Source organism: Mesorhizobium sp. M7A.F.Ca.CA.001.04.2.1 (assembly GCF_003998485.1).
GTDB classification, from domain to species: domain Bacteria; phylum Pseudomonadota; class Alphaproteobacteria; order Rhizobiales; family Rhizobiaceae; genus Mesorhizobium; species Mesorhizobium ciceri.
Window position 1 is genome coordinate 13,195 of record NZ_RZQT01000001.1, and the last position, 26,254, is coordinate 39,448.

Consider the following 26,254-nt stretch of genomic DNA (forward strand, 5'->3'; position numbering starts at 1 on the left):
GAACGCCTTCAATAGCGCTTCGCTGCCCGGCTTGCGAGCCCTTGGGAGAACCCGGCTCAGCCGCGCGCGGAGTTCTTGCCGGTCAGGATGCGCTCCCAGGCGAGCGCGTCGGCGACGATCTGGTCGAGATCGTCGCGTTGCGGGGTCCAGCCGAGCTCGGCGCGGGCGAGATCCGAATTGGCAACCACCGCCGCGGCGTCGCCAGGGCGGCGATCACCCATCTTCACCTCGAAATCATGGCCAAAGGCGCGGCGCACGCTGTCGATGACCTCCAGCACCGAATAGCCATGGCTGTAGCCGCAATTGGCGACGAGGCTCTGTCCCCCGGCGCGCAGCCGCTGCAAAGCCAGGCGATGCGCCGCCGCCAGGTCGCTGACATGGATGTAGTCGCGTATGCAGGTGCCGTCCGGCGTCGGATAATCGGTGCCGAACACCTGCATGAACGGCCGCTTGCCAAGTGCCGTCTCGCAGGCGACCTTGATCAGATGGGTTGCGCCCGGCGTCGACTGGCCGGTGCGGCCCTTCGGGTCGGCGCCGGCGACGTTGAAGTAGCGCAGCGCCGTATAGCGCAGGCCATGCGCGATCGACGCGTCGCGCAGCATCCACTCACTCATCAGCTTGGACAGGCCATAGGGCGATTCCGGCGCCAGGCGGGCGTCCTCGCGCACCGGCTCCAGCCCGGCGCCGCCGTAGACGGCGGCGGTCGAGGAAAAGATGAAATTGGGCACGCCTTCGCGCACCGCGGTTTCGATCAGCGTGCGCGTCTTCGAGGTGTTGTTCTCATAATAGCCGAGCGGGTCGGCGACCGATTCCGGAACCACGATCGAGCCGGCGAAATGAATGATCGCGTCGACCTTGTTCTCCCTGATGACCGCGCCGACCAATTCCTTGTCGGCGACATCACCGACGACCAGCTTGGCCTCCGGCGCCACTGCCCATTCGAAACCGGTGGAAAGACGGTCGAGAACGACCACGCTTTCGCCTGCATCCAGCAGCTCCCAGACCATATGGCTGCCGATGTAACCGGCGCCGCCTGTCACCAAAACTGTCATCCGCGTCCTCGCTTATCCAAGATTTATCGGAAACTGTCTCAACCCCGCTCTACTGGAAAGCCCGCCGCATGGCCATTGGAACCCCCTGGTAACCGGCATTGCCGGCCAGTGGCATTGTCCTGAAACAAAGTTCATCCACATCAAGGGAATAGGCCACGATCCGCGGTCGTTAGGAACAGGTCCGGGGCGTGGCATTTTGACCAAAAAGGCCAGGTGGACGACCAACGGGCCAATGATTATGATCCCGCGCAAAAATTGGGAAGTCGACATGAACTATCAGCGGTTCTTCGAGGAAGCGATCGACCAGCTCCATGCCGAGCGTCGCTACCGCGTTTTCGCCGACCTCGAGCGGATCGCGGGCAAGTTCCCGCGCGCCATCTGGCGTTCCAATGGCCGCGCCGAGGAAATCACCGTCTGGTGCTCCAACGACTATCTCGGCATGGGCCAGCATCCCGACGTCATCGCCGCGTTCCAGAATACCGCTGGCAAGATGGGTTCGGGCGCCGGCGGCACCCGCAACATTTCCGGCACCTCGAACCCGCTGGTAGAGCTCGAGGTGGAGCTTGCCGACCTGCACGACAAGGAAGCGGCACTGGTCTTCACCTCCGGTTTCGTCTCCAACGAAGCCTCGATCTCGACCATCGCGAAGCTTTTGCCCAACTGCCTGATCATCTCGGACGAATTGAACCACGCCTCGATGATCGAAGGCGTGCGGCGTTCCGGCGCCGAAAAGAAGATCTTCCGCCACAATGACGTGGCGCATCTGGAAAGCCTTTTGCAGGCGGCGGGGCGCGAACGCGCCAAGCTGATCGTCTTCGAAAGCGTCTATTCGATGGATGGCGACATCGCGCCGATCAAAGAGATCGTCGAACTCGCCGAGCGCTACAACGCCATGACCTATATCGACGAGGTCCATGCCGTCGGTATGTACGGGCCGCGCGGCGGCGGCATCACCGAGCGCGAAGGCCTGGCCGACCGCATCGACATCATCGAAGGCACGCTGGCCAAGGCATTCGGCACGCTGGGCGGCTACATCACCGGCACCAGCGCTGTGATCGACGCCGTGCGCTCCTATGCGCCGGGCTTCATCTTCACCACGGCACTGCCGCCGGCGATCGCTGCCGCCGCGACCGCGTCGATCCGCCATCTCAAGCGCTCGCAGGCCGAGCGTGACGCCCAGCAGCAGCAGGCCGCGAGAACCAAACACATCCTGTCGGCCGCCGGCCTGCCGGTGATGGATTCGCCGACGCACATCGTGCCGCTGCTGGTCGGCGATCCCGAGGCCTGCAAGATGGCCAGCGACCGCCTGCTCGGCGTGCACGGCATCTACATCCAGCCGATCAACTACCCGACCGTGCCGCGCGGCACCGAGCGGCTGCGCATCACGCCAACGCCGTTCCATTCCGATGCGCTGATCGCCGAATTGCAGGATGCGCTGGTCGAGACCTGGGATGCGCTCGGCATCCCCTATGGTTCGGCAGGTCGGCCTTCGGTGGCCAAGAGCGACCGCATCATTCCCCTGCTGGTGCCCAAGTCAGGCGGCTGATGCCGTTTGGAACTCTACTCCGGCCGCCATCTGGCTCGCCGGAGCGATTTCAATTCGGGCTTCGTCAGCGGCTCAGGCGTTCTTCATCCACTTCGCCAGCCGGTGCGCCGCTTCCTCGATCTGGTCGAGACGGCGGTGGAAGCACAGCCGCAAAAACGCCTCGCCGCCGGGGCCGAAAGCGGTGCCTGGCGCCAGGCCGACATTGGCCTTGTCAACGATGTCGAAGGCAGCAGTGCGTGAATCGGTGATGCCATCGACTGTGAAAAACAGATAGAACGCGCCCTGCGGCACCGTAAACCCAGCGCGGCCGGTGGCGCCGAGGATGCCGCAGACAAGGTCGCGCGCCTTGCGCGCCCGCTCCACCTGTTCGGCGACGAAGGCGTCGCCCTCGTCAAGGGCGGCGACCGCACCGCGCTGCATGAACTGGGCGACGCCGGAGCTCGAATACTGGATCAGGTTCTCGAACACCTGCTGCAAGCTCGGATGCGTCTTGATCCAGCCGACGCGCCAGCCGGTCATCGCCCAATTCTTGGAAAAGGAGTTGACGTACAGGATACGGTCTTCCGCCGACGCTATGTCCAGGAAGGACGGCGCGCGGCCGTGGCCATAGTGGAACAGTGAATAGATCTCGTCGGCGATGATCCAGAGGTTCTTCGCGCGCGCCAGAGCGAGGATCGCCTGCAAGGTCTCGTGATCGGCGGTCCAGCCGGTCGGATTCGACGGCGTGTTGATGAACAGCGCCTTTGTGCGCGGCGTGATCGAAGCGGCGATCTTCTCGACGTCGCAGGACCAGCCATTGCCGGAATGATCGAGCGTGACCGCGACTGGAACGGCTCCCGCTATCCCTGCTGCGGCATCGAAATTCGGCCAGGCCGGCGACAGGTAGACCACCTCGTCGCCCGCGCCGGCGAGCGCGTCGAGCGCCAGCTGGATGGCATGCATGCCGGAGCCGGTGACGATGAATTCTTCCTCCGGAAAATTCTTGCCGAAATGCCTGGCATAGTAGCGGGAGAGTGCCTGCCTGAGATCGGGGATGCCCCGTTGCCAGGTGTAGAATGTCTCGCCGCCGGCCAGCGCCTTCGACGCGGCATCGGTGATGAAGGCTGGCGTCGGCAGGTCGCCCTCGCCGGCCCAGAGCGGAATCATGCCTTCGCGCAGGCGGCCGTAGTTGACGACGGCGACAATGCCACTTTCGGGTGCCGCACGGGCCTCGGTGCGCAAGCTGTCGATCAGGGTCATGGGCGGATCCGTTTTTGGTCTGCGGTTTTCGTCAGCGGTCCTTACCAGATGCGAAAACAGAAAACCCCGGCCGCCAACGACCGGGGTTTTGGTCCAGCAAATGCTGCCCGTGGTCAGCGCCTGGCGAGCAGATCGCGAATTTCGGTGAGCAGCGCGACGTCGGCGGGCGGCGGAGCGGCCGGTGCAGCGGGCTTCTCGCGCTCAAGCCGCTTGCGCATGTTGTTCACCGCCTTGACCATCAGGAAAATGATGAAAGCGAGGATGAGGAAGTTCAACGCGACAGTGATGAAGCTGCCGTAGGCAAAGACCGCGCCTTGCTTCTTGGCGTCGGCCAGCGAGGTGGCGTTGACGGCCGAGGAGAGGCCAAGGAAATAATTGTTGAAGTCCAAGCCGCCGAAAATCGCGCCGACGATCGGCATGATGATATCGTTAACAAGGGAATCGACGATCTTGCCGAAGGCCGCGCCGATGATGACGCCGACCGCAAGGTCCATCACATTGCCCTTGGAAATAAATTCCTGGAATTCTTTCAGCATTCGACCCTCCTTGTCGTGACTGGCCGAGCTGCCGTTTCCGTCCTTGCGGCATCGACCTGAGGCAACATAACAAAAACCTCCTGACGCAACATGGGTAAAAGGGAGAAAACAACCGCTTTCTCCTTACCTTACGGCACTTTGGGCGGCAGCTCTGCCGAATTTGACGCGTTGCGTACAAGGGCGTGAAATTTCATATCCCCGCGATGCAAATCGACACAGATGCCGCCGAATCACTGCAAAACGACCACGCTGGACCAGATTGCCGCCGAGCACGGCATGGGCCCCTGGTTGTTGACGCGAGCGATCAATCGCTCTTTGCAAGGTTTCCCGCATTGACGGCACGGCAAAGCCAGCATTGAATTTCTGGAAATTATAGGCGTTTTCGCCTATAATGTTCTCATGAACATGCTCGAAACCATCAGCATTGATGTTTATCCGTGGGCGGCTCCAACAAAGGAGCAGCGCGCTTGGTTTGACGCGCTTTCGCCCGACGAGAAGCGGAAAGCGATTCAGGCGGCGATCAACGAAGGTTTTGAGAGCCCGGTCAGCGAAAAGTCGATCGACGACATTATTCGGGAAGCGCGTGCCGAACTCCCGCATGCGCCATAGGATAACGCATCGCGCCGAACGCGATCTGAAAGACATTTACCGACACACCTTCGAAAACTTCGGCCACACTCAGGCCGAAAAGTAACTGCGCGAACTCGACGCGGTGTTTGAGTTGCTCGGCGACTATCCGAGTATGGGCCGGCTCTATGAAGGCAGGACCCGTCAGTTCGTCCACGGCAAGCACATCATCCTCTATCGCATGGGTTTGGAGGAGGTCGTCATTGGCCGTATTTTCCACGGCGCTCAGCGGCGATCTTCACCATAACGACACCGACGCGCCGCCCTGATAGCCGTCCTGCACAGCTCTGCAATGGACTCGGACGCCAAGCTGTGGTTGCGTCCGGGCAAGCCGGATAGAAAGACGGCAGAGGAGGAAAGTCCAAGCGTGCAGGGCTTGTTCATCGTCATCATCGCGGTCGCCTATGTGACGCTGCTGTTTGCCATCGCCAGCCTCGGCGACCGCCGCTCGGCCATCTCCGAGCCGAGCCGGGGGCGGCCTTTCATCTATGCGCTCAGCCTCGCGATCTACTGCACATCCTGGACTTTCTTCGGCTCGGTCGGTCTCTCTTCCGAACGCGGCCTCGAATTCCTCGGCATCTATACGGGCCCGGTGCTCGTCTTCGTCTTCGGCTTCCCGCTGCTCAACCGTATCGTGCGGCTGGCCAAGACCGAGAAGATCACCTCGATCGCGGATTTCCTCGGCGCACGCTACGGCAAGAGTTTCACCGTCGCGGCGATCGCCACGCTGATCGCCACCATCGGCGCGGTGCCCTATATCGCGCTGCAGTTGAAGGCGATATCCGGTTCGGTCAGCCTGATGGTCGAGCACTATACGGGATCGCCGCCTTCGTTCGATCCCTTCGTCAGCGACATCTCGCTGGTCGTCGCCATGCTGTTGGCGCTGTTCGCGGTGCTGTTTGGAACCCGTCACGCCGACGCCACCGAACACCAGGACGGGCTGGTGCTGGCGGTGGCGGTCGAAACCGTCGTCAAGCTCGCCGCCTTCCTGGCGATCGGCCTGATGGTCACCTTCCTGATCTTCGGCGGCCCAGGCGACATGTTCGACAAGCTCGCCGAGAACGCGCAGGTCCGGCAGGCGATGAGCTACAACACCTCGCTCGCCACCTGGCTGGTGCTGACGTGCCTCAGCGGCTTTGCCATCATCATGCTGCCGCGGCAGTTCTACGTCACCATCGTCGAAAACCGCGGCGAGGCCGAACTGCGCACCGCGACATGGGTGTTCCCGCTCTACCTCGTGGCGATCAACCTGTTCGTGCTGCCGATCGCCTTCGCCGGCCTGTCGCTGGTCGGCACCGGAACCAGCAGCGATCTCTATGTGCTGTCGCTGCCCCTGTTCAGCGGCCATGATGTGCTGGCGATGGCGGCTTTCATCGGCGGCCTGTCGGCGGCGACGGCGATGGTGATCGTCGAAAGCGTGGCGCTGTCGATCATGATCTCCAACGATCTCGTCATTCCGCTGTTCGTGCGCCGCCTGCTCAAGACCTCGACCTCCGAGACCGAGGATTGGTCGACGCTGATCCTCAATGTGCGGCGCGGGGCGATCTTCATCCTGTTGTTCATCGCCTTCCTCTACTACCGCGAGAGCACCAACAGCGCGCGCCTGTCGTCGATCGGCCTGATGTCGTTCGCGGCCATCGCCCAGTTCGCCCCCGCCCTGATCGGCGGGCTGATCTGGCGCGGCGCCAACGGCCGGGGTGCGGCACTCGGCATGGTCGCCGGCATCCTCGTATGGGGCTACACACTGCTCCTGCCGTCGCTTGCCGCGGCCGATACCGGCATCATCGTGCACGGGCTGTTCGGCTTCGAGGCGCTGCGGCCGCAGGCCCTGTTCGGCACCGTCGCCGAACCGCTGAACCACGGCGTGTTATGGAGCCTGTCGATCAATGCGGTGTTTTTCGTGCTCGGCTCGCTGTCGCGCGCGTCGGTGCCGCTGGAACGCATCCAGGCGTCGATCTTCGTGCCGCGCGATGCCGGCCCGATGCCCAGCCTGCGCCGTTTCCGCACCGCCATCACCGTCAACGACCTGAAGGACACGATCGGGCGCTATCTCGGCGTCGAGCGCACCGAGCGCTCTTTCCAGTCGTTCGAAAAGACCAACGGAACCTCGCTGCACGGCAACGAACAGGCGAGCATGGACGTCATCCGCTTTTCCGAGCAGCTGCTGGCCAGCGCCGTCGGCTCCTCCTCGGCACGGCTGATCCTGTCGCTGCTGTTTCGGCGCCACGACCGCGAATCCCGAGATGCCTTCCGCTTGCTCGACGACGCCACCGAGGCGCTGCAGCACAACCGCGACCTCTTGCAGATCGCGCTCGACCAGATGGAACAGGGCATCACCGTCTTCGATCGCGATTTCCGCCTGATCTGCTGGAACCGCCAGTACCGGGCGCTGTTCGACCTGCCCGACGAGATGGGCCAGGTCGGCGTCTCGCTCGACCGCATCCTGCGCCATCTCGCCGAGCGCGGCGACATCCCTGCCGATCAGCGTGTGGCCATGCTCAACCGGCTGACCAGCTTCGTCAGCCCATGGCAGATGGAGCTGAAAACCTCGGGCCGCATCCTGGAACTGCGTTCCAACCCGATGCCGGACGGCGGCATCGTCGCCACCTATGCCGACATTTCCGGGCGCGTCGAGCAGGACCTGGCACTGAAGCGTGCCAATGAATCGCTGGAGCAGCGCGTCAAGACGCGCACCATCGAGCTGACCCGGGTCAATGAGGAACTGGCGCAGGCACAGATGCTGGCCGAGGAGGCCAATCTCGGCAAGACGCGCTTCCTCGCCGCCGCCGGCCACGACATCCTGCAGCCGCTGAACGCCGCCCGGCTCTATTGCTCCTCGCTGATCGAGAAGGCCGGCAAGGGGCCTGCCGGCAAGGCGGCCGTGAACATCGAATCCTCGCTGGAATCCGTCGAGACCATTCTCGGCGCCGTGCTCGACATCTCCCGCCTCGATGCCGGCGCGATGAAGCCGGATGACACCGCCTTCAACCTCGACGGATTGCTGCGCCAGATCGGCAACGACTTCCGGCCGCTGGCCGCCGAAAAGAAGCTCGAGCTGACCATCATGCCGTCATCGTTGACGGTGACGACGGACCGCAATTTGCTGCGCCGCCTGATCCAGAATCTCGTCTCCAACGCCATCAAATACACGCGCCACGGCCGCGTCCTGGTTGGCGTCAGGCGGCGCGGCGAATTGGCCGAGATCCAGGTGATCGACACCGGCATCGGCATCGCCGGCGACAAGCTGAACACCGTCTTTCGCGAATTCACCCGGCTCGACGAGGGCGCGCGCGAGGCCGAGGGCCTCGGTCTCGGCCTCTCCATCGTCGACCGCATCGCCCGGGTGTTGCGCCTGGAGATCCGCATCTTTTCCAGTCCGGGCAAGGGCACGCGATTCTCCGTTATCCTGCCCGTCGCGGCCGTGCAGGCACGACGCGAGATCGAAGCCAGGGCTCCCGCCCGCGCGACGGCCTCGCTGGCCGGTCTGCACGTGCTGTGCATCGACAACGACGCCCGCATCCTCGAAGGCATGCGGCTCCTGCTCGAAGGCTGGGGTTGCAACGTCGACACCGCGTCCGGTTCAAAGGATCTGGAGACCGCGAAGATACACCGCCCGGACATCGTCCTTGCCGACTACCATCTCGACGGCGAAACCGGTCTCGAACTCGTCGTCAGGCTGCGTGCGATCCATGGCGACACCCTGCCGGCCGTGCTGGTCACCGCCGACCGCTCCAACGAGGTGCGCACGGCCGCCGGCGGGCTCGAGATTGCGGTGATCAACAAACCGCTCAAACCAGCGGTACTGCGCTCGATGATGGCCAGGGTCAGGCCGCTGGCGCCGGCGGCGGAATAGCGGTCTAACCCGCCGGCTGCAGCGGGTCGCTGCCGATCTTGGACAGCAGGATCACCGCCTGGGTGCGGCTGTCGACGCCGAGCTTCTGCAGGATGGCGGAGACATGCGCCTTGATGGTGGCCTCGGAGACGCCGAGTTCATAGGCGATCTGCTTGTTGAGCAGGCCCTCGGCCAGCATGCCGAGCACCCGGGTCTGCTGCGGCGTCAACGCCTGCAGCCGCTTGATCAGGTCGGATATTTCAGGGTCGCGCTCGATGCCGAGATCGACGCCGACGGGTGCTGCAATATCGCCGGCAAGCACCGATTGCACGGCGCTGCGGATTTCTTCCATGCTGGCCGATTTGGAGATGAAGCCGGAAGCGCCGAGGTCGAGCGCCCGCCTGATGGTCGCCGGATCGTCATGCGCTGACACCACGACCAGCGGCACCGCCGGATGGATGCCACGCAGCGAGATCAGGCCGGAGAGGCCGCTGGCGCCCGGCATCGACAGGTCGAGCAGCACCAGGTCGACGTCCTCGTTGGCAACGACCAGCGCCTTGGCGCTCTCGAAATCGCCGGCTTCATGGATGGCGGCGACATTGCCGATGCCGGCGAGCGCTTCGCGCAGCGCACCGCGAAACAGCGGGTGATCGTCGGCGATGACGAAAGAATAGCCTGCCGGCAAATGTCCCTCCCCGAATCCCCGATGATTTTTGGCTTTTCGGGTTCAACTGGACGATTATGAGCGGCTGCGCGCTGTTTTCAAGCGGCAAAGCCAGTGCGCCGCCTCTCGTGGTTGAAACGCTCAGGTCTTCTGCGAATTGGGCTGGGCGCCGTTGTCCTTGTCCATATCCCTGACGATGCCCATGAAGCCGCGCAGGAAGCGCTCCATGTAGCCCATCGTCTTGTTGAAATCCTCTTCGCTCGGCAGTTTCGATTCGAGGCGGGCGGAGAGCGAATTCTCGAGCTTGGTGACGCGCTCGTCCATCGCCTTCATCGAGGTCTGCAAGCGGTCGACCTCGTCCTGGAAAGCGGCGCGTTCGTCGGCCGCCATCTTGCAGACGAGCTGGCCGGAGCGTTCGTCGCAGATCGACATGGCGCCGGTCTGGGTGTCCATGCGGATATAGCCGGTGGCCGACTTTTCCAGCCGGTAGCGGTCGGTTTCTTCCGAATAAGCTGAAGCCGCGACCAGCGAAACGAGCGCGGCGGGGATCAAGATGTGCTGCAGACGCATGTTGTCCTCCATGGCAAAGGCCTCAGATATCGCATGTTTGCGCCGGAAATGGGGAAGACCCTTGGCGTGGCCTTTCCCGAATGGCTGGTCGGAATCTTTTGAAGCAATTGCCAAGGGAAAGCGCTATGCGCTTTTCCCGGGAAAACCGTTTCACACTTTTCCTGGAACTGCTCTATAGCGCAACCATGTCTCAGATTATCTACAAGATAACCCCGCAGGCGCTTTGGCGCGAGGCCGAAACGCATGGCCGCTTCACCGGCGCGCCGATTGATGTCGCAGACGGCTTCATCCACTTCTCCACGGCGGCGCAGGTCAAGGAAACGGCGGCAAAGCACTTTGCCGGCCAGACCGACCTTCTGCTGGTCGCCATCGACGGCGCCAGCCTGGGTGCTGCGCTGAGATACGAGGTCTCGCGCGGTGGTGCGCTGTTTCCGCATCTTTATGGTCCGCTCGGCCTCAAGGCTGTGCTGTGGGTCCGGCCACTGCCGCTTGGCTCCGATGGTGTGCACCAGTTCCCGGCACTGGAGGGGCAATGAGCGTGCTCGACCGGCTCGGCCAGAAGCTGCTGTTCGCCTTCGATCCGGAAACCGCGCATGGCCTGTCGATCGCGGCCTTGCGATGCGGCGTTCCGGTTGGTGCACCAGCGATCCGCGACCACAGGCTGACGGTCAGCATCTGCGGCCTCGATTTCCCCAATCCGCTCGGCATGGCGGCCGGCTATGACAAGAACGCCGAAGTGCCCGACGCGCTGCTTGGCCTGGGCTTCGGCTTTGCCGAGGTCGGCACGATCACGCCGCTGGCGCAGGCCGGCAATCCGAAGCCGCGCATTTTCCGGCTGACGGCCGACGATGCGGTGATCAACCGATTGGGCTTCAACAATGAAGGCCATGCGGCGGCCGAAAAGCGCCTTGCCGCGCGCAAGGGGCGTGGCGGCATCGTCGGCGTCAACATCGGCGCCAACAAGGACAGCAGCGACCGCATCGGCGACTATGAGCGCGGCGTCGCCCGGTTTGCGCAATACGCCAGCTATCTGACCGTCAACATCTCCTCGCCCAACACGCCGGGCCTGCGCAATATGCAGGCGCGTGAGCAGCTTGGCGAGCTCTTGTCGCGGGTCATGGCCGCGCGCGCCGCGGCAACCGCCCAGCCGCCGGTGTTCCTGAAGATCGCGCCGGATCTGGTCGAGGCAGAGCTGGAGGACATCGCCGCCGAAGTCACGGAAAAGCGGGTGGACGGCGTCATCGTCTCCAACACCACCATCTCCCGGCCGCCACTGCGCAGCGGCGACACCGCGCGCGAGAGCGGGGGGCTCTCCGGCAAGCCGCTGTTCGAGCGTTCGACCATCGTGCTGGCGAAGATGCGCAAACTGCTCGGGCCGGAGCTTGCCATCGTCGGCGTCGGCGGCGTCGATTCCGCCGATACGGCGCTGGACAAGATCCGTGCGGGTGCCGATCTGGTGCAGCTCTACACCGGCATGATCTATGCCGGGCCTTCGCTGCCAGGCCGTATTCTTTCCGGAATGGCCCGTTTCGTCGAAAAAGAACGGCTGAAGTCGATTTGCGAGTTGCGCGACAGCCGCCTCGACTTCTGGGCGTCCAGGCAACTCTGAACTGCTCTCAGGAGCGCAGGTCGCGGCTGACGGCCCGCTCGCAGATGGTGCAACGAACTCGGGTCGACGGGTTCCTTCGGAGCTTTCGCCGGGCGTTGGCTGACGGCGCATCAAACAAAAAACCCGCCAGTGCGGCGGGTCATTGGCGCAAATCAGCACCATGGGCAAAAATCTACCATAGCTGAGATCACCGAGTCAAGAAAAAATTCCTATCGCGAAGCAGCCGCTCGGTGTCCTGGAGGGCGCAGGGCCTTCCGGGCGGCACCGTCTAAAACGCCGTCCGCACCCTGAGCCGCAGGATCGTCAGCAGGCTGAAGCCTCGCACCAGCAGGAAGACGTGCAGCGCCGCCCACAGTCCATTGTTGCCGAAGGCCGGCGCAAGGGTCAGCAGCGCGGCCGCGAAAACCAGGAACGACAGCAGCATCATGTTGCGCATGTCGCGGGACCAGGTCGCACCGATGAAGACGCCATCCATCTGGAACGCCAGCACACCGCTCAGCGCCGTGAATGCCGCCCATGGCAGGTAGATGTCGGCCACCGAACGGACGTCCTCCGATGTCGTCACGAGGGCGACCAGATTGGCGCCACCAGACAGCATTACCAGCGTCGCGGCTCCCGCCAGCCCGAAACCCCAGAACAGCGTCAGCCGCACGGCCTGGCGGAACGGTGCGGCGGCACGTGCGCCGACGGCACGGCCCGCCAGCTGTTCGGCGGCGGTGGCAAAGCCATCGAGGAAATAGCCGGCGACGAGGAAGAAATTCATCAGCACGGCGTTGGCGGCCAGCGTCACCGTGCCGAACTGCGCGCCCTGGCGGGTGAACAATGCAAAGGCGGCGAGCAGCGAGAACGAACGGATCATGATGTCGCGGTTGAGCGACAGCATGCGCAGGAAGGCGGTCATGTCGAGCAGGCGATGGCGCGGCAAGGGCGGGACCGCGCGAAACCGGCGGATAACGATGGCCAGGCCGAGCAGCATGGCCAGGAACTCACCGGTGACGGTCGCCCAGGCAACGCCGGCGACGCCCCAGCCAAGTTCCAGCCCAAGCAGGAAGCACAGCGCGATGTTGATGCCGTTCAGCACCAATTGCAGCACCAGTCCAAGCCCGCCCTCGCCGCGCCCCAGCACGTAGCCGAGGATGGCGTAGTTGATCAGCGAAAAGGGGGCTGCAAGCAGCCTGATCCTGATGTAGACGCCCATTGCCTCGCTGACGCGCGGTTCGGCGCCCATGAATTTTTGCCCGGCGATGGCGACCAGCGGCGCAAGGGCAGCGAGCGCGATGCCGGCGATAACCGCGATCAGCACGGCGCGCCAGAACACCGCCTGTTCCTCCAGGGCATCGCCACGCCCAAATGCCTGTGCGACAAGGCCGGTGGTGCCCGAGCGCAGGAAATTGAAAGAGGTGAAGACGACGTCGAAGATCAATGCGCCGGCCGCCAGGCCGCCAAGCAAGGCGGCATCGCCGAACTGGCCGACGACAGCCGTGTCGACCAGGCCGAGCATCGGCGTCGTCAGATAGGCTAGCGTCATCGGCACCGCGATGGCGAGCACGGAGCGGTTGGTGACGACAAATGATCCGGAGTGAATCGGCGATCCCGAGAGGATCGGGGATCCGGCGTCGGCTGGGGTTGCACCTTTGTCCAAGGATTGCTGCCTTGCTGATTGCGGCTTGATGGAACCGTCGATGTGCCCCATTTTCCGGCCACCGCGCAATCACCTATCCCTTGACGGCCAACCGAAATCCCGGTCTGGCGTGAGCCAGCCGGATACGAGTTCATGCCTCTGCAGATCGTCCATCATCCCGACTACGACGCCGGCTTCGCCGTCAACCATCGCTTTCCGATGAGCAAATATCCCTTGCTGATGGAGGCGCTGCGGACACGCGGCCTCGCCGGCCCCGAGGCGCTCAGCACCGCCGAACCGGCGCCGGCTTCATGGCTGGAGCTTGCCCATGCGGCGGACTATGTCGACCAGGTCATCAACTGCCGCGTGCCCGAAAAGATCGAACGCGAGATCGGTTTTCCGATCGGACCCCGCGTCTCGCTGCGCGCGCAGCTTGCCACCGGCGGCACGGTGCTGGCGGCGCGGCTGGCCTTGCGCCACGGTATCGCCTGCAACACCGCCGGCGGCAGCCACCATGCGCGGCGCGCGCAAGGCGCGGGCTTCTGCACCTTCAACGATGTCGCCGTCGCCGCATTGGTGCTGCTCGCCGAAGGCGCGGCACGAAACATCCTGGTCGTCGATCTCGACGTGCACCAGGGCGACGGCACGGCGGATATTCTCGCCGATGACCCGCGCGTGTTCACCTTTTCCATGCATGGCGACCGCAACTACCCAGTGCGCAAGATCGCCTCCGGCCTCGATGTCGCGCTGCCCGACGGCACGGGTGACGCTGCCTATCTCGAGAGGCTCGCCGCCATCCTGCCGGAGCTGTCCGCACAGGCGCATTGGGACATCGTGTTCTACAATGCCGGCGTCGACGTCCATGCAGATGACCGGCTTGGCAGGCTGTCTCTGTCGGATGACGGCCTGCGCGCCCGTGACGACATGGTCATCAGCCATTTTCGCGCGCGGGGCGTTCCGGTCTGCGGCGTCATCGGCGGTGGCTATTCCACCGATGTACCCGCTCTTGCCGCGCGCCACGCCATCCTGTTCGAGGTCGCCGCGGGCCACGCCCGGTAGTTCTTCAAGCATGATCTCGGGACAAACGGTTTCCGTTTGTCCGAGAAAACCGGTTCCCACTTTTCGGGATCATGCTCTACTTCCGGTAGTTGGCAAGCCTGAGCAGGATGAAGGCCGGCACGACGATAGCCGCGCCCAGCAGGATATAGCCGAGGAAGCGGTCGATGGCGTGGAAGCCGAGATTCCACAGGTCCATGAAGAACTTCCGGATGCCGGAGAGCACATCCATCGGCGACCAGCCGAAGGCATTCATGACCAGGCCGACGAGGAAAGACACGACCAGCAGTTTCAGGATCACCTTGAGCGGCGAGTCGCCAAGAAAGCGCGTCAGTGCGGACAAGGCTCGTCTCCCGATTGAGGCACCCAGGCTCGAGGGCGTCGGCCAGACATACGCACTTGGCTTGCCCGCTTCAAGCCGGGAGTTTTGCGGGGATGCCAACGGCCTGCACCGCGCGATTGCATGGCAGGCTTGTGCTGCCAAACGGACTAAACCCGCGCCAGACTGTTAAATTTGCGTAAACAACATCGCTTTAATTTATTGAAAACAAAGCGAAAAACCTTCATTTTTTGATTTCCCGCAATGTGCGTGCAATTTTCGCCTGCGAGACGGTCGGCGTCTTTCAGGCGATTGGCCGCGCGGGCGATCTGACCCCCTACCACAACTGGCGAAAGCCAGTCCCAGGACCGCGCAACCATCCCTGAAAGACACCAAATCGGAGCCCGACCGCCTCAACGGTCGAGTTCTTCGGGAAACCTGCGCATCGATTGCCGGATGCGCGCGTGTGTTGGAGTAATGCAGTGTTCTCTCAAGCAAAGATCATCCTGACGGCAAGTGCCCTTGCCATGTGCCTCCTGGGGCCGGCGATGGCCGCCGACCTTTCGCCCGCCTACAATGATCCCCCCGCGTTCCAGTGGAGCGGCGCCTATGTCGGCGTGCATGGCGGCACGGCGTTCACCGGGATGCCGAACCCGTTTGCCGGCAGGAATGGTCTCAGCGGCGGCGTTCAGGCCGGCTACAACCAGCAGATGGGTCCAGCGGTTCTCGGTGCCGAGATCGAGGGCTCCTATCTGGGCGGCGCCGAGCACGACGTCCGGGGCGGCAAGATCAAGGAAAAATGGCGCGGTGCCGCCAAGGCCAAGGCCGGCTTGAGCTTCGACCAGACGCTGCTGTTTGGAACCGGCGGCGTCGCCATGACCAAATTCGACAAGGGCGACAAGGTGAACGATATCGACGGATGGAAACTCGGCTATCTGGTCGGCGGCGGCATCGAGCAGGGTTTTGCCGGCGGCCTCTCGGCCAAGGTCGAATATGACTATGTGCGCACCCCAGGCGTCGAAACGACGTCCGCCCTGGGCAAATCCAAGGCGACGATCGGCAGCCATGAACTGAAGGCCGGCATCAACTACCGGTTCTAGGGCAGGCCATGGGTTCCGTCGAACCTGTTTTGTATTTTGCTCGAACGACCTTGCGCGGCGCCCGGATGCAACGGGGCCGCGCGATTGCTTTGCCTCCATCCGCACCGTCATCGACGCGTGTCGGCAGACCGCATTTGTGTGCCAGGTCCTGCGTAATGCCGATGCAATCTTCACGTCCTAAAGCGCGTCGCATCGAAACGGATCATGCGGCCCGCTTCAGGTTTTGTTTTGTGCATGTCGTTGTCCCAAAACCGGGACCGCTTTTGGGCGACATGCATTCGGTGCCGCGGATGACCTTGATGACGGGAATCGGATATGTCCAAACGCAACGCGAACCATCTGGTGTGGATCTCCAAGGCGTTCTTCGTCGCCATCGTGCTGGCGCTGACGGGATGCGCCTCCGACATCATGAAGAACTACATCGGGCAACCGGTCGAATCGGTCATTCTGGACTACGGGCCGCCGACCGCCGTCGTTGATCTCGGCCGGGGCGAGCGGGCCTATCAATGGCGGAAAATATCCACCAATGCGGTTTCCGGAAGCTCCAGCGGCGAAGTTCGCCATACAAAACACGGAACCGTCTACGAAGAAACCGAAACGCCTGGCTATATCGAGCGCCAGGAATGCTTCTATACGTTCTATGCCCGCGCCTCGGGCGGCCGATGGTTCATCACCAATTTTCGTCAACCGAAGCTGGAATGCGAATGAATTGCCACAGCGTGCCGGCTGCCTGTGACGGAGAGTGCGCATGCGCATCCTGCTGATCGAGGACGAGCCGGAAATGGCCTCGGTGCTGAAGACCGCGCTCGAGCGCCAGGACATCATCGTCGACCATGCCGCGACACTGGCGGATGCCGAAGCCGTGGCGCGGCTCGGCCACCATGACGCGGTGGTGCTGGACCGCCGGCTGCCGGATGGCGATGGCCTCAGCCTGATCCCGCGCCTGCGGGCCTTGCATCTGGACGTGCCGGTGATCGCGTTGACGGCGCTCAGCGGGCTCGACGATCGCGTGGCGGGGCTCGACGCCGGCGCCGACGACTACATGGTCAAACCGTTCGCCACGGTGGAACTGGTCGCCAGGCTCAATGCCTTGCACCGGCGTTCGTTCACCACGCGTGCCAATCAGGTGATGGTCGGCCGCCTCACCTATGACTTCCGCCATCGAGAGGCGCTTGTCGAGGATCAGGCGCTGGAACTGCCGCGGCGCGAGCGGCTGGTGCTCGAAACGCTCATCCGCAGGCCGGGGCGGACGATCATGCGCGGGGCGCTGGAAGAAGCCGTCTATGCTCTCGACGACGAGATCGGCTCCAATGCATTGGATGCGCACATTTCGCGGCTGCGTCGCAAGCTCGACGACGTCGCTGCCGGCATCGAGATCAGGGCGATCCGCAACCTCGGTTATCTCTTGCGGGCCGCCTCGTGAAGAAGCCGCGCACGCGATCGCTGCAATGGGTGCTGGTGCGGCGGATGATCCTGCTGCAGGCGGCGACGCTTCTTGTCTTCATCGTGCTGTGCGCGGCCGCGCTGTGGATCGCCGATCCACGGCTTCTTGTCGACAACGAGGCTGCCGTCGCCGCCCTCAAGGATGCCGTCGATCGTGACGGCAACGGCAGATTGATCGTCCATGAGACCGATGGGTTGCGTTCGTTTCGTGAGGGTTTCCCCAATGTCTGGTACATCATCCGCGACAACAGCGGTCAGAGCATCCGCTTCGGCAGCATACCCGACGTCTACACCAGGAATTTTGGCGATCTGCTGGGCCAGGTCGATCACGCCACCGTCGGTTTTTCCGAAGATGATTTGAGGCCGGAGGCCTATCTCGAAAGGGTTTCGACCAAGGCTGGCACGGTTCAGATCATTGCCGCGACGCGATCGTCGCGGGAAGAGACCGACGGCCTCGAAGTCACCATTTCGGCCACCATCGACGTCGCCAAGAACCCGGACGGCAGCAGGAACTGGGAGAAGGCGCTTCCCGCTCTCGCGGCCATCATCGTCATCCTGCTGCTGCCGATCGTCCTCGTCATGGGAGCCACGACCCTGGTGACGACGCCAGCCGTCGTGCGCCGGTCGTTTGCCGGCCTCGTCGACACCGTCCAGCAGGCCGCGCGCATCCACATCGGCACCCGTGCGATGCAACTGCCGGTCAAGAATGTGCCGCAGGAGATCGCGCCGCTGGTGCATGCCTTCAACCAGACGCTGGCCCGCCTCGCCCAGGGCTATGACCGGCACAACCGCTTCCTCACCGACGCCGCGCACGAACTGCGCACGCCGATCGCCATCCTGCGCACGCGCGCCGAATTGCTGAAACAGGAACCGCAAAGCGCGCGCCTGCTGCATGACATCGAGCGCCTGTCGCATCTTGCGCAGCAGCTGCTCGACCATCAACTGCTCGACCGCCCGGCGGACCAGCGCCAGATCATCGACCTCTGCGATCTTGCCAGCCGGGTTGCTGCCGACTTCGCCCCGCTTGCCATCGAAGCAGGCTACGATCTCGCCTTCGAGCCGCCAGCCAACAAGGTCCATGTCGAGATCAACGTGCTGCAGATCGATCGGGCGCTGGCAAATCTCGTGCGCAACGCCATCGATCATGGCGGCGGTTCCGGCACGATCACCATAGCGATCGATGAAACCGGCGGCGTCGAAATCCGCGACGAAGGCCCAGGCATTCCTGCCGATGAGCACGAGAATGTTTTCGAGCCCTTCTACCGCCTGCAGCCGCAATCGCGCGGCGCGGGCCTGGGATTGAACCTTGCCCGGCAGATCGCACTGCTGCACGACGGCTCGATCCGGATAGTGGCGGGCTCCTGGCAAGGCGCCCGCCTCCGCATGGAGTTGCCGGTTCGGCCGGTGGCCGCGTGCGACAGAAATGATGGCCGACCGACGGTTGCGGCCGATCCCACTGGCTTATCTGTTTTCTAACCAATTGCCGCTATTCCCAATCGAATAGCGGGAGCAAGGCTTTGGTGGAGACGGAGAAAAACACCGCGCGACGCGGCGTCATGCTGTCGGTGGTCATCCCATGCTACAACGAGCTGGATGGCGTGGCCGAACTGCATCGGCGGGTAACGGCCGCATGCCTTGAACAAGGCCCTTCCTACGAGATCGTCCTTGTCATCGATGGCGCGACCGACGGTACGCGCGAGGCCATTCTGCAGCTGGCCGAAAAGGACGACCATGTCGTCGCCATCGACCTCGCCCGCAATTACGGCCACCAGATCGCGTTGAGCGCCGGGCTCGAATTCTGTCGCGGCCAGCGCATTCTCATTCTCGATGCCGACCTGCAGGATCCGCCTGAACTGCTCGGCGCGATGATGACGAAGATGAACGAAGGCTTCGATGTGGTCTACGGCCAGAGGCTGACGCGCGATGGCGAAAGCTGGTTCAAGCTCGCCTCCGCGTCCATGTTCTATCGTTTGCTGCGCCGCATGGTCGACGTCGATATAGCCCCGAATACCGGTGATTTCCGATTGATGAACCGTCGCGCGCTCGACCATCTGAACGCGATGCCAGAGCGTTACAGGTTCATTCGCGGCATGGTGAGCTGGATCGGGCTGAGACAGGTGGCCTTTCCCTATGAGCGGCACCGCCGCTTTGCCGGCACCACCCACTATCCGCTGAAGAAAATGCTTCTTCTGGCGGTCGACGCGATGACCAGCTTCTCCATCGTGCCCTTGCGGTTCGCCTCGCTGCTCGGAATGATGTTCGGGCTTCTGGGGCTGGTCGTGCTCGGCTACACGCTGCTCGAATGGTCGGTCGGAAACGTGTTGCCCGGCTGGACCAGCCTTGCCGCGATCGTGCTGATCCTCGGCAGCGTCCAGCTTATGGTGCTCGGAATCTTCGGCGAGTATCTCGGGCGCATGTACATGGAGACAAAGCGGCGGCCGCTCTACTTCGTCAACGAGATCGTTTCGCGCAGCCAGGCGGTGGAGGACGGCGAATTGCCGGTCCATCGCCTGCAGGAGATGGCAAAGAGGGCCGCACGTGCTTGAGGCGGAATTCGACCAGTTTGCGCGGGAATATCAGGAGCAGCATGCCGCAAGCATAAGGCTGAGCGGCGAAAACCCGGATTTCTTCGCCAGGTACAAGATCGACGACGTCGCCGCGACGCTGCGGCGGGCTGGTGTCGAACCGCGACGGATACTGGATTTCGGCGCCGGCGTCGGCAATTCGCTCGGCCATATGCGGAGCGCGTTTCCCGGCGCCGAGATCACCTTGCTCGATCCTTCGCGTGAATCGCTCGACATCGCCAGCAAGCGCTTTCCCGATCAGGCCGCCTTCACGCATTTCGACGGCAAGACAATTCCTTTTGCCGACGGCAGCTTCGACCTGGCCTTCGCGGCCTGCGTCTTCCACCATATCCCCGAGAATCTGCAGATCGGGCTGTTCGCCGAGATCGGCAGGGTCCTGGCCGATGGCGGCAGCTTCTTCGTCTTCGAACACAATCCCTGGAACCCGCTGACCACGCACGCGGTGAGAAACTGTGCCTTCGACGAAAACGCGGTTTTGATAAATTCGCGCGAGATGCGCGGGCGCATGGCCGAGGCGGGCCTTGCCAATACGAGGATCGTCTACCGGATCTTCTTTCCTCGGATGCTTGCGAGACTGAGGCCGTTCGAGCGCTTCCTCACCAAGGTACCTGTCGGAGCCCAATATTTTGCGCATGTGGTCAAGCCTGCCGTTTGACTTCCCGAGGATGCTGCGATTTGGCGCCGTCGGTCTGTTGAACACGGCGCTGGGATACGCGGTCATCCTGGCCGGGCTTGCGCTTGGTCTGGGCGACATCCTTGCCAACGCCACGGGCTATGCCGCCGGCCTTGTCCTCGGATTCTTCCTCAACCGCCAATGGACCTTCAGCAGAGCCGATGGCTTCCAGCCCGGGACCGCGCTGCGCTACGGGGGTGTCTTTCTGGTCGCCTACAGCATCAATCTGGCCGTCGTGATCGCCGCCCGTTCAGCAGGCATCGTCGAAAACCCGCTGGTCCACCTCGCGGGCATCTGCGTCTATTCGGTTGTTTTCTATCTTGGCTCGGCTCGCTTCGTGTTTGTGGGGCGTGGGGACGACAGCACCGACCGCACAGTTCGGGTGGCCGACAAGCCTCGGCGGCAGCCCGCCAATCCAACACCTTGAACCCAATTGTCACCGGAACCGATTAGAGGCGGCGCACCATGAACGACGCTCAGGCCAGTGCGGAGGCCGCGACATACAACGAGCGGAACAGGCTGATCTTCTGCCTGCTCGCGGCCTTGGCGATGGCGGGTGCGTTGGGTGCCCAGGCAGGCGCCACCCTGCAGGATCCCGACAGCTGGTGGCAAGTGAAGGTCGGTCTGGATTTCCTGACTAACCGGACATTTCCGACCGTCGATCCCTATTCCTACACGTTTGCAGGCCAGCCCTGGATTGCCAAGGAATGGCTGGGACAGGTCCTGCTGGCTCTTGCCTACCGGGCGGGCGGCTGGAACGGGGTCGTCACCGCGATCATCGCCTCGATCTCCCTGACGGTTTTCCTCATGGGGTGGTTTCTCAGCGCATGGCTGAAACCGATCCTGGCGATTACACTGGCCTTCGCGGCGGTGTTCCTGATCAACCCGATCTTCACGGCGCGTCCGCATGTCTTCACCTTCCCGATCATCGTCATCTGGACGGCGGTCCTCTTCGGTGCGGCGAGGGAAGAACGGGCGCCGCCCTGGTGGCTGCTTGTGCTGGTCGTGTTATGGGCGAACCTGCACGCCACCTTCACCTTGAGCTTCGTCATCGCGGCTTTCGCCGGTCTCGATCTGCTGGCGCGCTCGGGCCTGTCAAAACCGGCCCTGCTGGCGAAGTGGATCGCGTTCGGCCTGCTTTGCCCGCTGGTCAGCCTGATCCACCCCTACGGCGTCCAGGCCATCCTGGCGACGCTCGCCGTGGCTTACGGCAATGAGGCAGTGTCGCTGATCATGGAATGGAAACCGTTCAATCCGCCGGACAGTCCCGTCCAGGAAGCGGCGATGCTGCTGGCGCTTTTCGGGTTGCCGGTGTCCCGATTGCGAATTGGCTGGGCCAAGGCCTTGTTCGTCGTCTTCACCTTGCATGTCTATCTCGCCCATGTGCGCTTCATGTATCTGTTCTTCCTGCTGATTCCGCTGGTGATGGCGGCCGAGGTCGCACAGCAATATCCCTCGCTTTCAGCCACCGCATGGCTGGCCGAAAAGCGCGACGGACTGGAAAGATTCTTCGCCAGGCGGTTCTACGCCATCTGCGGCACGGCAGCCGTTCTGCTGATCGGCGGGGTCGCCGTGCTCGGCAGCACCTATCAGGTTGCGCCGAGCCCGAAGACGTCGGCCAGTGGGGCGCTGGCATTCGCGCAAAGCCATCATCTATCCGGCAATTTGCTGAATTCCTACAATTTCGGCGGCACGCTGATTTTCCATGGGTTCAAGACCTATATCGACGGACGGACGGACCAGCTGTTCCTGGGCGGTTTCACAAAGAGCGACAACGACACCGGACGCGGCGACGGCAAGCCGCTCCTCGAAGCCCGCCTGAAGAAATACGCAATAGATTGGGCGCTGCTGTCGGCCGACGACAGCCGCATTCCCTTCTTCGACCAGTTGGGCTGGAAACGGGCCTACTCGGACGATTACGCGGTAATCTATCTGCCCGGCGCCTGATCCTGTGCGTTCCTGGCGGATTTCGCGACAGCCAATATATGCCTTGACACCCATGTTGCAGCGCAGCAAAATTGCTGCCTGAGGGTAAGCCTGTGAGACCGACGAGCCGGGATTTTCAGCACGACCGAAGGCATCGCCGCATGAGCGTGTCGGGTGCGGCCGCACGGATCATGTTGGTCGCGCGCGAGCCGGCCGGATGAACTACCGGCGCGACATCGACGGCCTGCGGGCCGTTGCGGTGCTGCCCGTCGTGCTCTTCCATTTCGGCGTGTCCGCCATTCCCGGCGGCTTCACCGGTGTCGACATCTTCTTCGTCATATCGGGCTATCTGATCAGCGGCAGCCTGCTCGATGATCTTGAGCGGGGCCAGTTCTCGATCGGCCGCTTCTACTGGCGCCGCGCCCGGCGTATCCTGCCGGCGCTGACCTTCGTCATCCTGCTCGCGAGCATTGCCGCCTGGTTCATCCTTCTGCCTTCGGATCTCCACGAATTCAGCCTTAGCGTGATCGCCGCCTCGACCTTCTGGTCGAATATCTATTTCTGGAAAACGACGAACTATTTCTCAATCGACGCAGAACTGCGGCCGCTCCTGCACACATGGTCGCTTTCGGTGGAAGAGCAGTATTATATCTTCGCGCCGATCCTGCTTTATCTGATCCACCGATACGTCTCGAAGCGCTGGCTGACGGTACTTCTGCCGATGGCCGTCGGCAGCTTTGCCCTGGCAGTCATAGCAACCTCGCTGGCACCGACGGCAGGCTTCTATCTCTTGCCGACGCGCATATGGGAGCTGGCGCTGGGCGCCATGCTGATGTTGCGGAAGCCTCCGGTCCCAGCCGGTCGGCTGGCGGTGGAACTGATCGGCCTCGCCGGCTTTGCCCTGATTGCGTTTGGCTTTGTGATGATTTCGGACAGCGATCCGTTTCCCGGCTACAATGCCCTATTCCCCTGCATCGGAACAGCACTGCTGATCTATGCTGGCCAGGATAACGCCGACAGGCCGGCACCTGTCGCCACTCGCGTGCTTCGGTTGGCGCCGCTGGTCTGGGTCGGCCTCATTTCCTATTCGCTTTACCTCGTCCACTGGCCGATCAACTCGTTCGTCCATTATCTCTCGCTGAAGACCGTCGGTGTGCCAACGATTGTCGCGATGACGGTGGCCAGTTTCGCCCTGGCGGCATTCTCCTGGAAATATATCGAGCAGCCCTTCCGCCAGAAACGAGCCTATACCGCACCGCTGCCTATCTTCGCCTTTTCGGCGACGGCCATCGCGCTGCTGTGCGCCGGTGGTTTGGCCGGTGCACTGGGCAACGGTTTCCCGCAACGGTTCCCGGACTTCTCGACCGAACGTATCCGGGTCGGCGACTGGCGCAACGGCATCTGCTTCAACGAAAACGGGACCCGCATCGAAGACTGGAATCTCGCCGACTGCACCCGTACAACGGGCTTTGCCACCAATGTGCTGCTGTGGGGCGATTCTTTCGCTGCCCATTATGTATCGGGACTTGAGCCCAACGCCCAGAAAATCCAGGCCAATGTCATCCAATACACCTATGCCGGCTGTCCGCCCGACCTGACCTATTTTTCCTATGCTCGGCCCGCCTGCACCCGCTTCAACGAACGGGCCTTGTCGATCATTCGCGACGCAAACATCCAGGCGGTGATCCTGAGCGGCCGATGGACCGACTACCAGGCCAGGGGCTTCGACGGCCTGCAGAAGACGATCGACCGGCTTCGCGAGATGGGGGTCAAGATCTATACAGTCGGCCAGTCTCCGGAATTCATCGCCGACGTCCAGAAGATCGCTTTTTTCGTGAAGCGGGAGCATGCCGCAACCACATCCTGGCCTATGGCTATGGATCCGGGCATCAACGCACGGGTTCTGCCGTTCACCAAAGGGGCTGATTTCATAGATCCGCTGACGTATCTGTGCGACTCGGCCGGTTGTTCATACGCCGACGCCAAGACCAATGAATTTCTCTACTTCGACTATGGCCACTTCTCTTCCGCCGGCGCGACGCTGGCCATCTCGAAATACTGGCCAAGTTTCGCCACCAGCGACAAGGTCGCGAAGGCAAACCGGCAATTCACGGCCGCAGGCGCGCCCTGATCCGCAGCACGACGGCGTCGTGCCGAAACGGACCGCTTTGCGATTGCCCGAAGGCCAACCCTCATGGTAACGAGGCCAAACGCGGGTATGATGTAATGGTAGCTTGTCAGCTTCCCAAGCTGAACGCGAGGGTTCGATTCCCTCTACCCGCTCCAGCCTAAGGCGTCAGAACCATTTCAGCGCCTGCCTGTTCGTCGAACACAACCGAGCAGCCTCTCGCCAGCGCCACCGTTGCGAGGGCGTTTGCCGCCGCGTCATCCGATGAAACGAAATCGCCGGTCAACACCCGCAATTCTTCCACGCCTTCAGCCATGGACACGAAATTGCCGACCGATCGATCGTGCTTGCAGGCCTCGATCACGCAAAGCAGGTCGATGATTTCGAAGCTGCGCATGTTCAGCCTCCAGAAGAAATCGTCCCTTGCAAGATCATGAACGCATCGGCGGGAAATAATGTTCCCAGTGCGCTTTCGCTGGCCTCGGCCTGGCGGCGCTTTCGCCGGAGAAGCTTACCTGATCCAGCCATCATCCCACTTCCCTCAGAATGAAGTCGTGCAGCATCTTGGCGGCCGGCGACAGCGCGCGATTCCTCACCGTGATCAGGCTGTAGGGCCTGACCTCGATGTCGAATTCGGTCTGGACGACGTCGATGGCGCCGGCCAGCCCGTCAGGGTTCTGGATGAATTTCGCCACCTGGACAGAGACCGGTGCGATGGCATCGGATTGCGCGACCATGACCAGGGTCAGGAGCAGCGAACTGGTGTTCAGGATACGGTCCGGCAAAGCGATGTTGCGGTTGAGGAAGTTGCTCTCCATGGCCTGGCGCAAGGGCGAGCCGCCAGACTGGAAGACCCAGTCATAGGCGGCGGTGTCTTCCAGCCGCACCACGCTGCCCCTGGTGAGCGGGTGGCCACGGCGCACGATCAGGCAGGCCTTCTCGACGCCGATGACGCGCGACTCGAACAGCCGCGGATTGAGATCGTCCGGGATGCGCGCGATGATGAAGTCATGGCGCGTGGCGATCAGCTCGCGTGCCAGCACATTGGAGGTCTCGACCTGCATGGTGATCTCGATGCGCGGATAGATGCGGCGGATTTCACGAATTGCCGGCACCGCCAGCTCGATTGCCGGCGCGGTCACGGCACCCAGGAAAACCGAACCACCCTTGCCCGCCTTGAGCTCGGAAATCTCGCGGTCGACCTCGCGCATCTCCAGCAGGATCGAGCGCGCGCGCCTGGCCAAAGCCTTGCCGTATGGCGTCAAGGTGATGCCGCGCGGCAGCCTCTCGCACAGCCTGACCTCCAGCACCGCCTCCATCTCCGCGATCATGCGCGAGGCCGCCGGCTGCGAAATGTTCAGAACCTGGGCTGCCGCGCTGACGCGGCCATGGTCGTCGAGCGCGACGATCATGCGCATATGACGCAGACTGAGACCGCTGCGCAGCAGGGTTTCGCCATCGCCCGGTGCTTCTCTGTAACCGTCTGAAGCTGTTGTCGGATTCGCTGGCCGCGCCATCGCTTTCCCTGCCTTCTGCTCGTGTACGACCGACATCGGGGTCAGCCCGTCACGTCGCAATACATATACCAACCATGATATAGCAACCATCAAAGATCGCATTTGACAGTTATGGCAAAGACCCACACCCTCCGCGCGTTCCAAGACGTGACGGTCGCCGACGAGAAAAATCGTATCGATTGAATCAGCGTCTCGGGGCCATGGGAGGATA

At 62.9% G+C, this 26,254-nt stretch carries 25 protein-coding genes and 1 tRNA gene; 16 read left to right on the forward strand and 10 right to left on the reverse strand.

Annotated elements, in window-relative coordinates; all coding sequences use genetic code 11:
* Positions 1–56: 56 nt before the first annotated feature.
* On the reverse strand, positions 57–1,052 hold the full coding sequence (galE, locus tag EN955_RS00060; protein WP_024503134.1) for a UDP-glucose 4-epimerase GalE: 996 nt from the start codon (positions 1,050–1,052) through the stop codon (positions 57–59).
* A 268-nt stretch (positions 1,053–1,320) separates the two neighbouring features.
* Between galE and hemA the strand changes: the two genes are divergently transcribed.
* Positions 1,321–2,598 (forward strand): 5-aminolevulinate synthase, encoded by a 1,278-nt coding sequence (gene hemA, locus EN955_RS00065; protein ID WP_024503135.1) that lies wholly within the window; start codon positions 1,321–1,323, stop codon positions 2,596–2,598.
* 72 nt (positions 2,599–2,670) lie between these two features.
* Here the strand turns inward: hemA and EN955_RS00070 are convergent, their stop codons facing one another.
* Both EN955_RS00070 and mscL read right to left on the reverse strand, forming a co-directional pair.
* A complete protein-coding gene (locus EN955_RS00070; protein WP_024503136.1) occupies positions 2,671–3,837 on the reverse strand; it encodes a pyridoxal phosphate-dependent aminotransferase in 1,167 nt (388 codons plus the stop codon).
* A gap of 113 nt (positions 3,838–3,950) precedes the next feature.
* Positions 3,951–4,373 (reverse strand): large conductance mechanosensitive channel protein MscL, encoded by a 423-nt coding sequence (gene mscL, locus EN955_RS00075; protein ID WP_013533610.1) that lies wholly within the window; start codon positions 4,371–4,373, stop codon positions 3,951–3,953.
* Positions 4,374–4,772: 399 nt separating this feature from the next.
* Between mscL and EN955_RS00080 the strand changes: the two genes are divergently transcribed.
* Complete coding sequence (locus tag EN955_RS00080) at positions 4,773–4,982, forward strand: hypothetical protein (RefSeq protein ID WP_024503137.1); 210 nt, start codon at positions 4,773–4,775, stop codon at positions 4,980–4,982.
* Here EN955_RS00080 and EN955_RS35215 read toward each other — a convergent pair.
* A complete protein-coding gene (locus tag EN955_RS35215; RefSeq protein ID WP_245462102.1) occupies positions 4,942–5,220 on the reverse strand; it encodes a hypothetical protein in 279 nt (92 codons plus the stop codon). The genes EN955_RS00080 and EN955_RS35215 overlap by 41 nt on opposite strands.
* Positions 5,221–5,367: 147 nt before the next feature.
* On the opposite strand from EN955_RS35215, the gene EN955_RS00090 reads away from it, so the two are divergent.
* On the forward strand, positions 5,368–8,853 hold the full coding sequence (locus EN955_RS00090) for a PAS domain-containing hybrid sensor histidine kinase/response regulator (RefSeq protein WP_024503138.1): 3,486 nt from the start codon (positions 5,368–5,370) through the stop codon (positions 8,851–8,853).
* Positions 8,854–8,857: 4 nt separating this feature from the next.
* On the opposite strand, the gene EN955_RS00095 is transcribed toward EN955_RS00090, so the two are convergent.
* Together EN955_RS00095 and EN955_RS00100 are read right to left on the reverse strand one after the other, a co-directional pair.
* On the reverse strand, positions 8,858–9,517 hold the full coding sequence (locus EN955_RS00095; RefSeq protein WP_024503139.1) for a response regulator transcription factor: 660 nt from the start codon (positions 9,515–9,517) through the stop codon (positions 8,858–8,860).
* Positions 9,518–9,637: 120 nt separating this feature from the next.
* Positions 9,638–10,066 (reverse strand): hypothetical protein, encoded by a 429-nt coding sequence (locus tag EN955_RS00100; protein ID WP_013533615.1) that lies wholly within the window; start codon positions 10,064–10,066, stop codon positions 9,638–9,640.
* A gap of 185 nt (positions 10,067–10,251) precedes the next feature.
* On the opposite strand from EN955_RS00100, the gene EN955_RS00105 reads away from it, so the two are divergent.
* A complete protein-coding gene (locus EN955_RS00105; protein ID WP_024503140.1) occupies positions 10,252–10,602 on the forward strand; it encodes a DUF952 domain-containing protein in 351 nt (116 codons plus the stop codon).
* Complete coding sequence (locus EN955_RS00110; protein ID WP_024503141.1) at positions 10,599–11,675, forward strand: quinone-dependent dihydroorotate dehydrogenase; 1,077 nt, start codon at positions 10,599–10,601, stop codon at positions 11,673–11,675. The genes EN955_RS00105 and EN955_RS00110 overlap by 4 nt, the downstream gene beginning before the upstream one ends.
* A gap of 268 nt (positions 11,676–11,943) precedes the next feature.
* Here EN955_RS00110 and EN955_RS00115 read toward each other — a convergent pair whose 3' ends face one another.
* A complete protein-coding gene (locus EN955_RS00115) occupies positions 11,944–13,278 on the reverse strand; it encodes an MATE family efflux transporter (RefSeq protein WP_032899172.1) in 1,335 nt (444 codons plus the stop codon).
* A 171-nt stretch (positions 13,279–13,449) separates the two neighbouring features.
* Between EN955_RS00115 and EN955_RS00120 the strand changes: the two genes are divergently transcribed.
* Entirely contained in the window at positions 13,450–14,355 is a 906-nt protein-coding gene (locus EN955_RS00120; protein WP_024503143.1) for a histone deacetylase, read from the forward strand.
* Positions 14,356–14,431: 76 nt separating this feature from the next.
* Here the strand turns inward: EN955_RS00120 and EN955_RS00125 are convergent, their stop codons facing one another.
* Positions 14,432–14,695: a DUF6460 domain-containing protein gene (locus EN955_RS00125; protein WP_024503144.1), complete on the reverse strand. Its 264-nt coding sequence runs from the start codon at positions 14,693–14,695 to the stop codon at positions 14,432–14,434.
* Between the two features lie 458 nt (positions 14,696–15,153).
* Here EN955_RS00125 and EN955_RS00130 point away from each other — a divergent pair, with 458 nt between their 5' ends.
* The 10 genes from EN955_RS00130 (at position 15,154) to EN955_RS00175 (ending at position 24,684) form a co-directional block, all read left to right on the forward strand.
* Entirely contained in the window at positions 15,154–15,771 is a 618-nt protein-coding gene (locus tag EN955_RS00130) for an outer membrane protein (protein ID WP_024503145.1), read from the forward strand.
* 315 nt (positions 15,772–16,086) lie between these two features.
* Positions 16,087–16,479 carry a hypothetical protein gene (locus EN955_RS00135; RefSeq protein ID WP_024503146.1) on the forward strand — a complete coding sequence of 131 codons (393 nt, stop codon included), beginning with the start codon at positions 16,087–16,089 and terminating at the stop codon, positions 16,477–16,479.
* A gap of 40 nt (positions 16,480–16,519) precedes the next feature.
* The gene (locus EN955_RS00140) at positions 16,520–17,194 is read left to right on the forward strand and encodes a response regulator transcription factor (RefSeq protein ID WP_013533623.1); all 675 of its coding nucleotides are present in this window, start codon (positions 16,520–16,522) and stop codon (positions 17,192–17,194) included.
* Positions 17,191–18,690: a HAMP domain-containing sensor histidine kinase gene (locus tag EN955_RS00145; RefSeq protein WP_024503147.1), complete on the forward strand. Its 1,500-nt coding sequence runs from the start codon at positions 17,191–17,193 to the stop codon at positions 18,688–18,690. Before EN955_RS00140 ends, EN955_RS00145 begins: the two co-directional genes overlap by 4 nt.
* Positions 18,691–18,770: 80 nt before the next feature.
* Positions 18,771–19,760, forward strand: coding sequence for a glycosyltransferase family 2 protein (locus EN955_RS00150; protein WP_196815397.1), 990 nt, complete (start codon positions 18,771–18,773; stop codon positions 19,758–19,760).
* On the forward strand, positions 19,753–20,454 hold the full coding sequence (locus tag EN955_RS00155) for a class I SAM-dependent methyltransferase (RefSeq protein WP_024503149.1): 702 nt from the start codon (positions 19,753–19,755) through the stop codon (positions 20,452–20,454). Before EN955_RS00150 ends, EN955_RS00155 begins: the two co-directional genes overlap by 8 nt.
* On the forward strand, positions 20,432–20,899 hold the full coding sequence (locus tag EN955_RS00160) for a GtrA family protein (protein ID WP_032899145.1): 468 nt from the start codon (positions 20,432–20,434) through the stop codon (positions 20,897–20,899). The genes EN955_RS00155 and EN955_RS00160 overlap by 23 nt, the downstream gene beginning before the upstream one ends.
* Positions 20,900–20,937: 38 nt before the next feature.
* Complete coding sequence (locus tag EN955_RS00165) at positions 20,938–22,419, forward strand: hypothetical protein (protein ID WP_024503151.1); 1,482 nt, start codon at positions 20,938–20,940, stop codon at positions 22,417–22,419.
* Positions 22,420–22,615: 196 nt separating this feature from the next.
* Positions 22,616–24,529, forward strand: a complete 1,914-nt coding sequence (locus EN955_RS00170) for an acyltransferase family protein (RefSeq protein WP_024503152.1) — start codon at positions 22,616–22,618, stop codon at positions 24,527–24,529.
* A gap of 81 nt (positions 24,530–24,610) precedes the next feature.
* Positions 24,611–24,684 (forward strand) — tRNA-Gly (locus tag EN955_RS00175).
* 2 nt (positions 24,685–24,686) lie between these two features.
* Here the strand turns inward: EN955_RS00175 and EN955_RS00180 are convergent.
* Together EN955_RS00180 and EN955_RS00185 are read right to left on the reverse strand one after the other, a co-directional pair.
* Positions 24,687–24,923, reverse strand: a complete 237-nt coding sequence (locus EN955_RS00180) for a hypothetical protein (RefSeq protein ID WP_024503153.1) — start codon at positions 24,921–24,923, stop codon at positions 24,687–24,689.
* 130 nt (positions 24,924–25,053) lie between these two features.
* The gene (locus EN955_RS00185; protein ID WP_013533631.1) at positions 25,054–26,043 is read right to left on the reverse strand and encodes a LysR family transcriptional regulator; all 990 of its coding nucleotides are present in this window, start codon (positions 26,041–26,043) and stop codon (positions 25,054–25,056) included.
* Between the last annotated feature and the right edge of the window lie 211 nt (positions 26,044–26,254).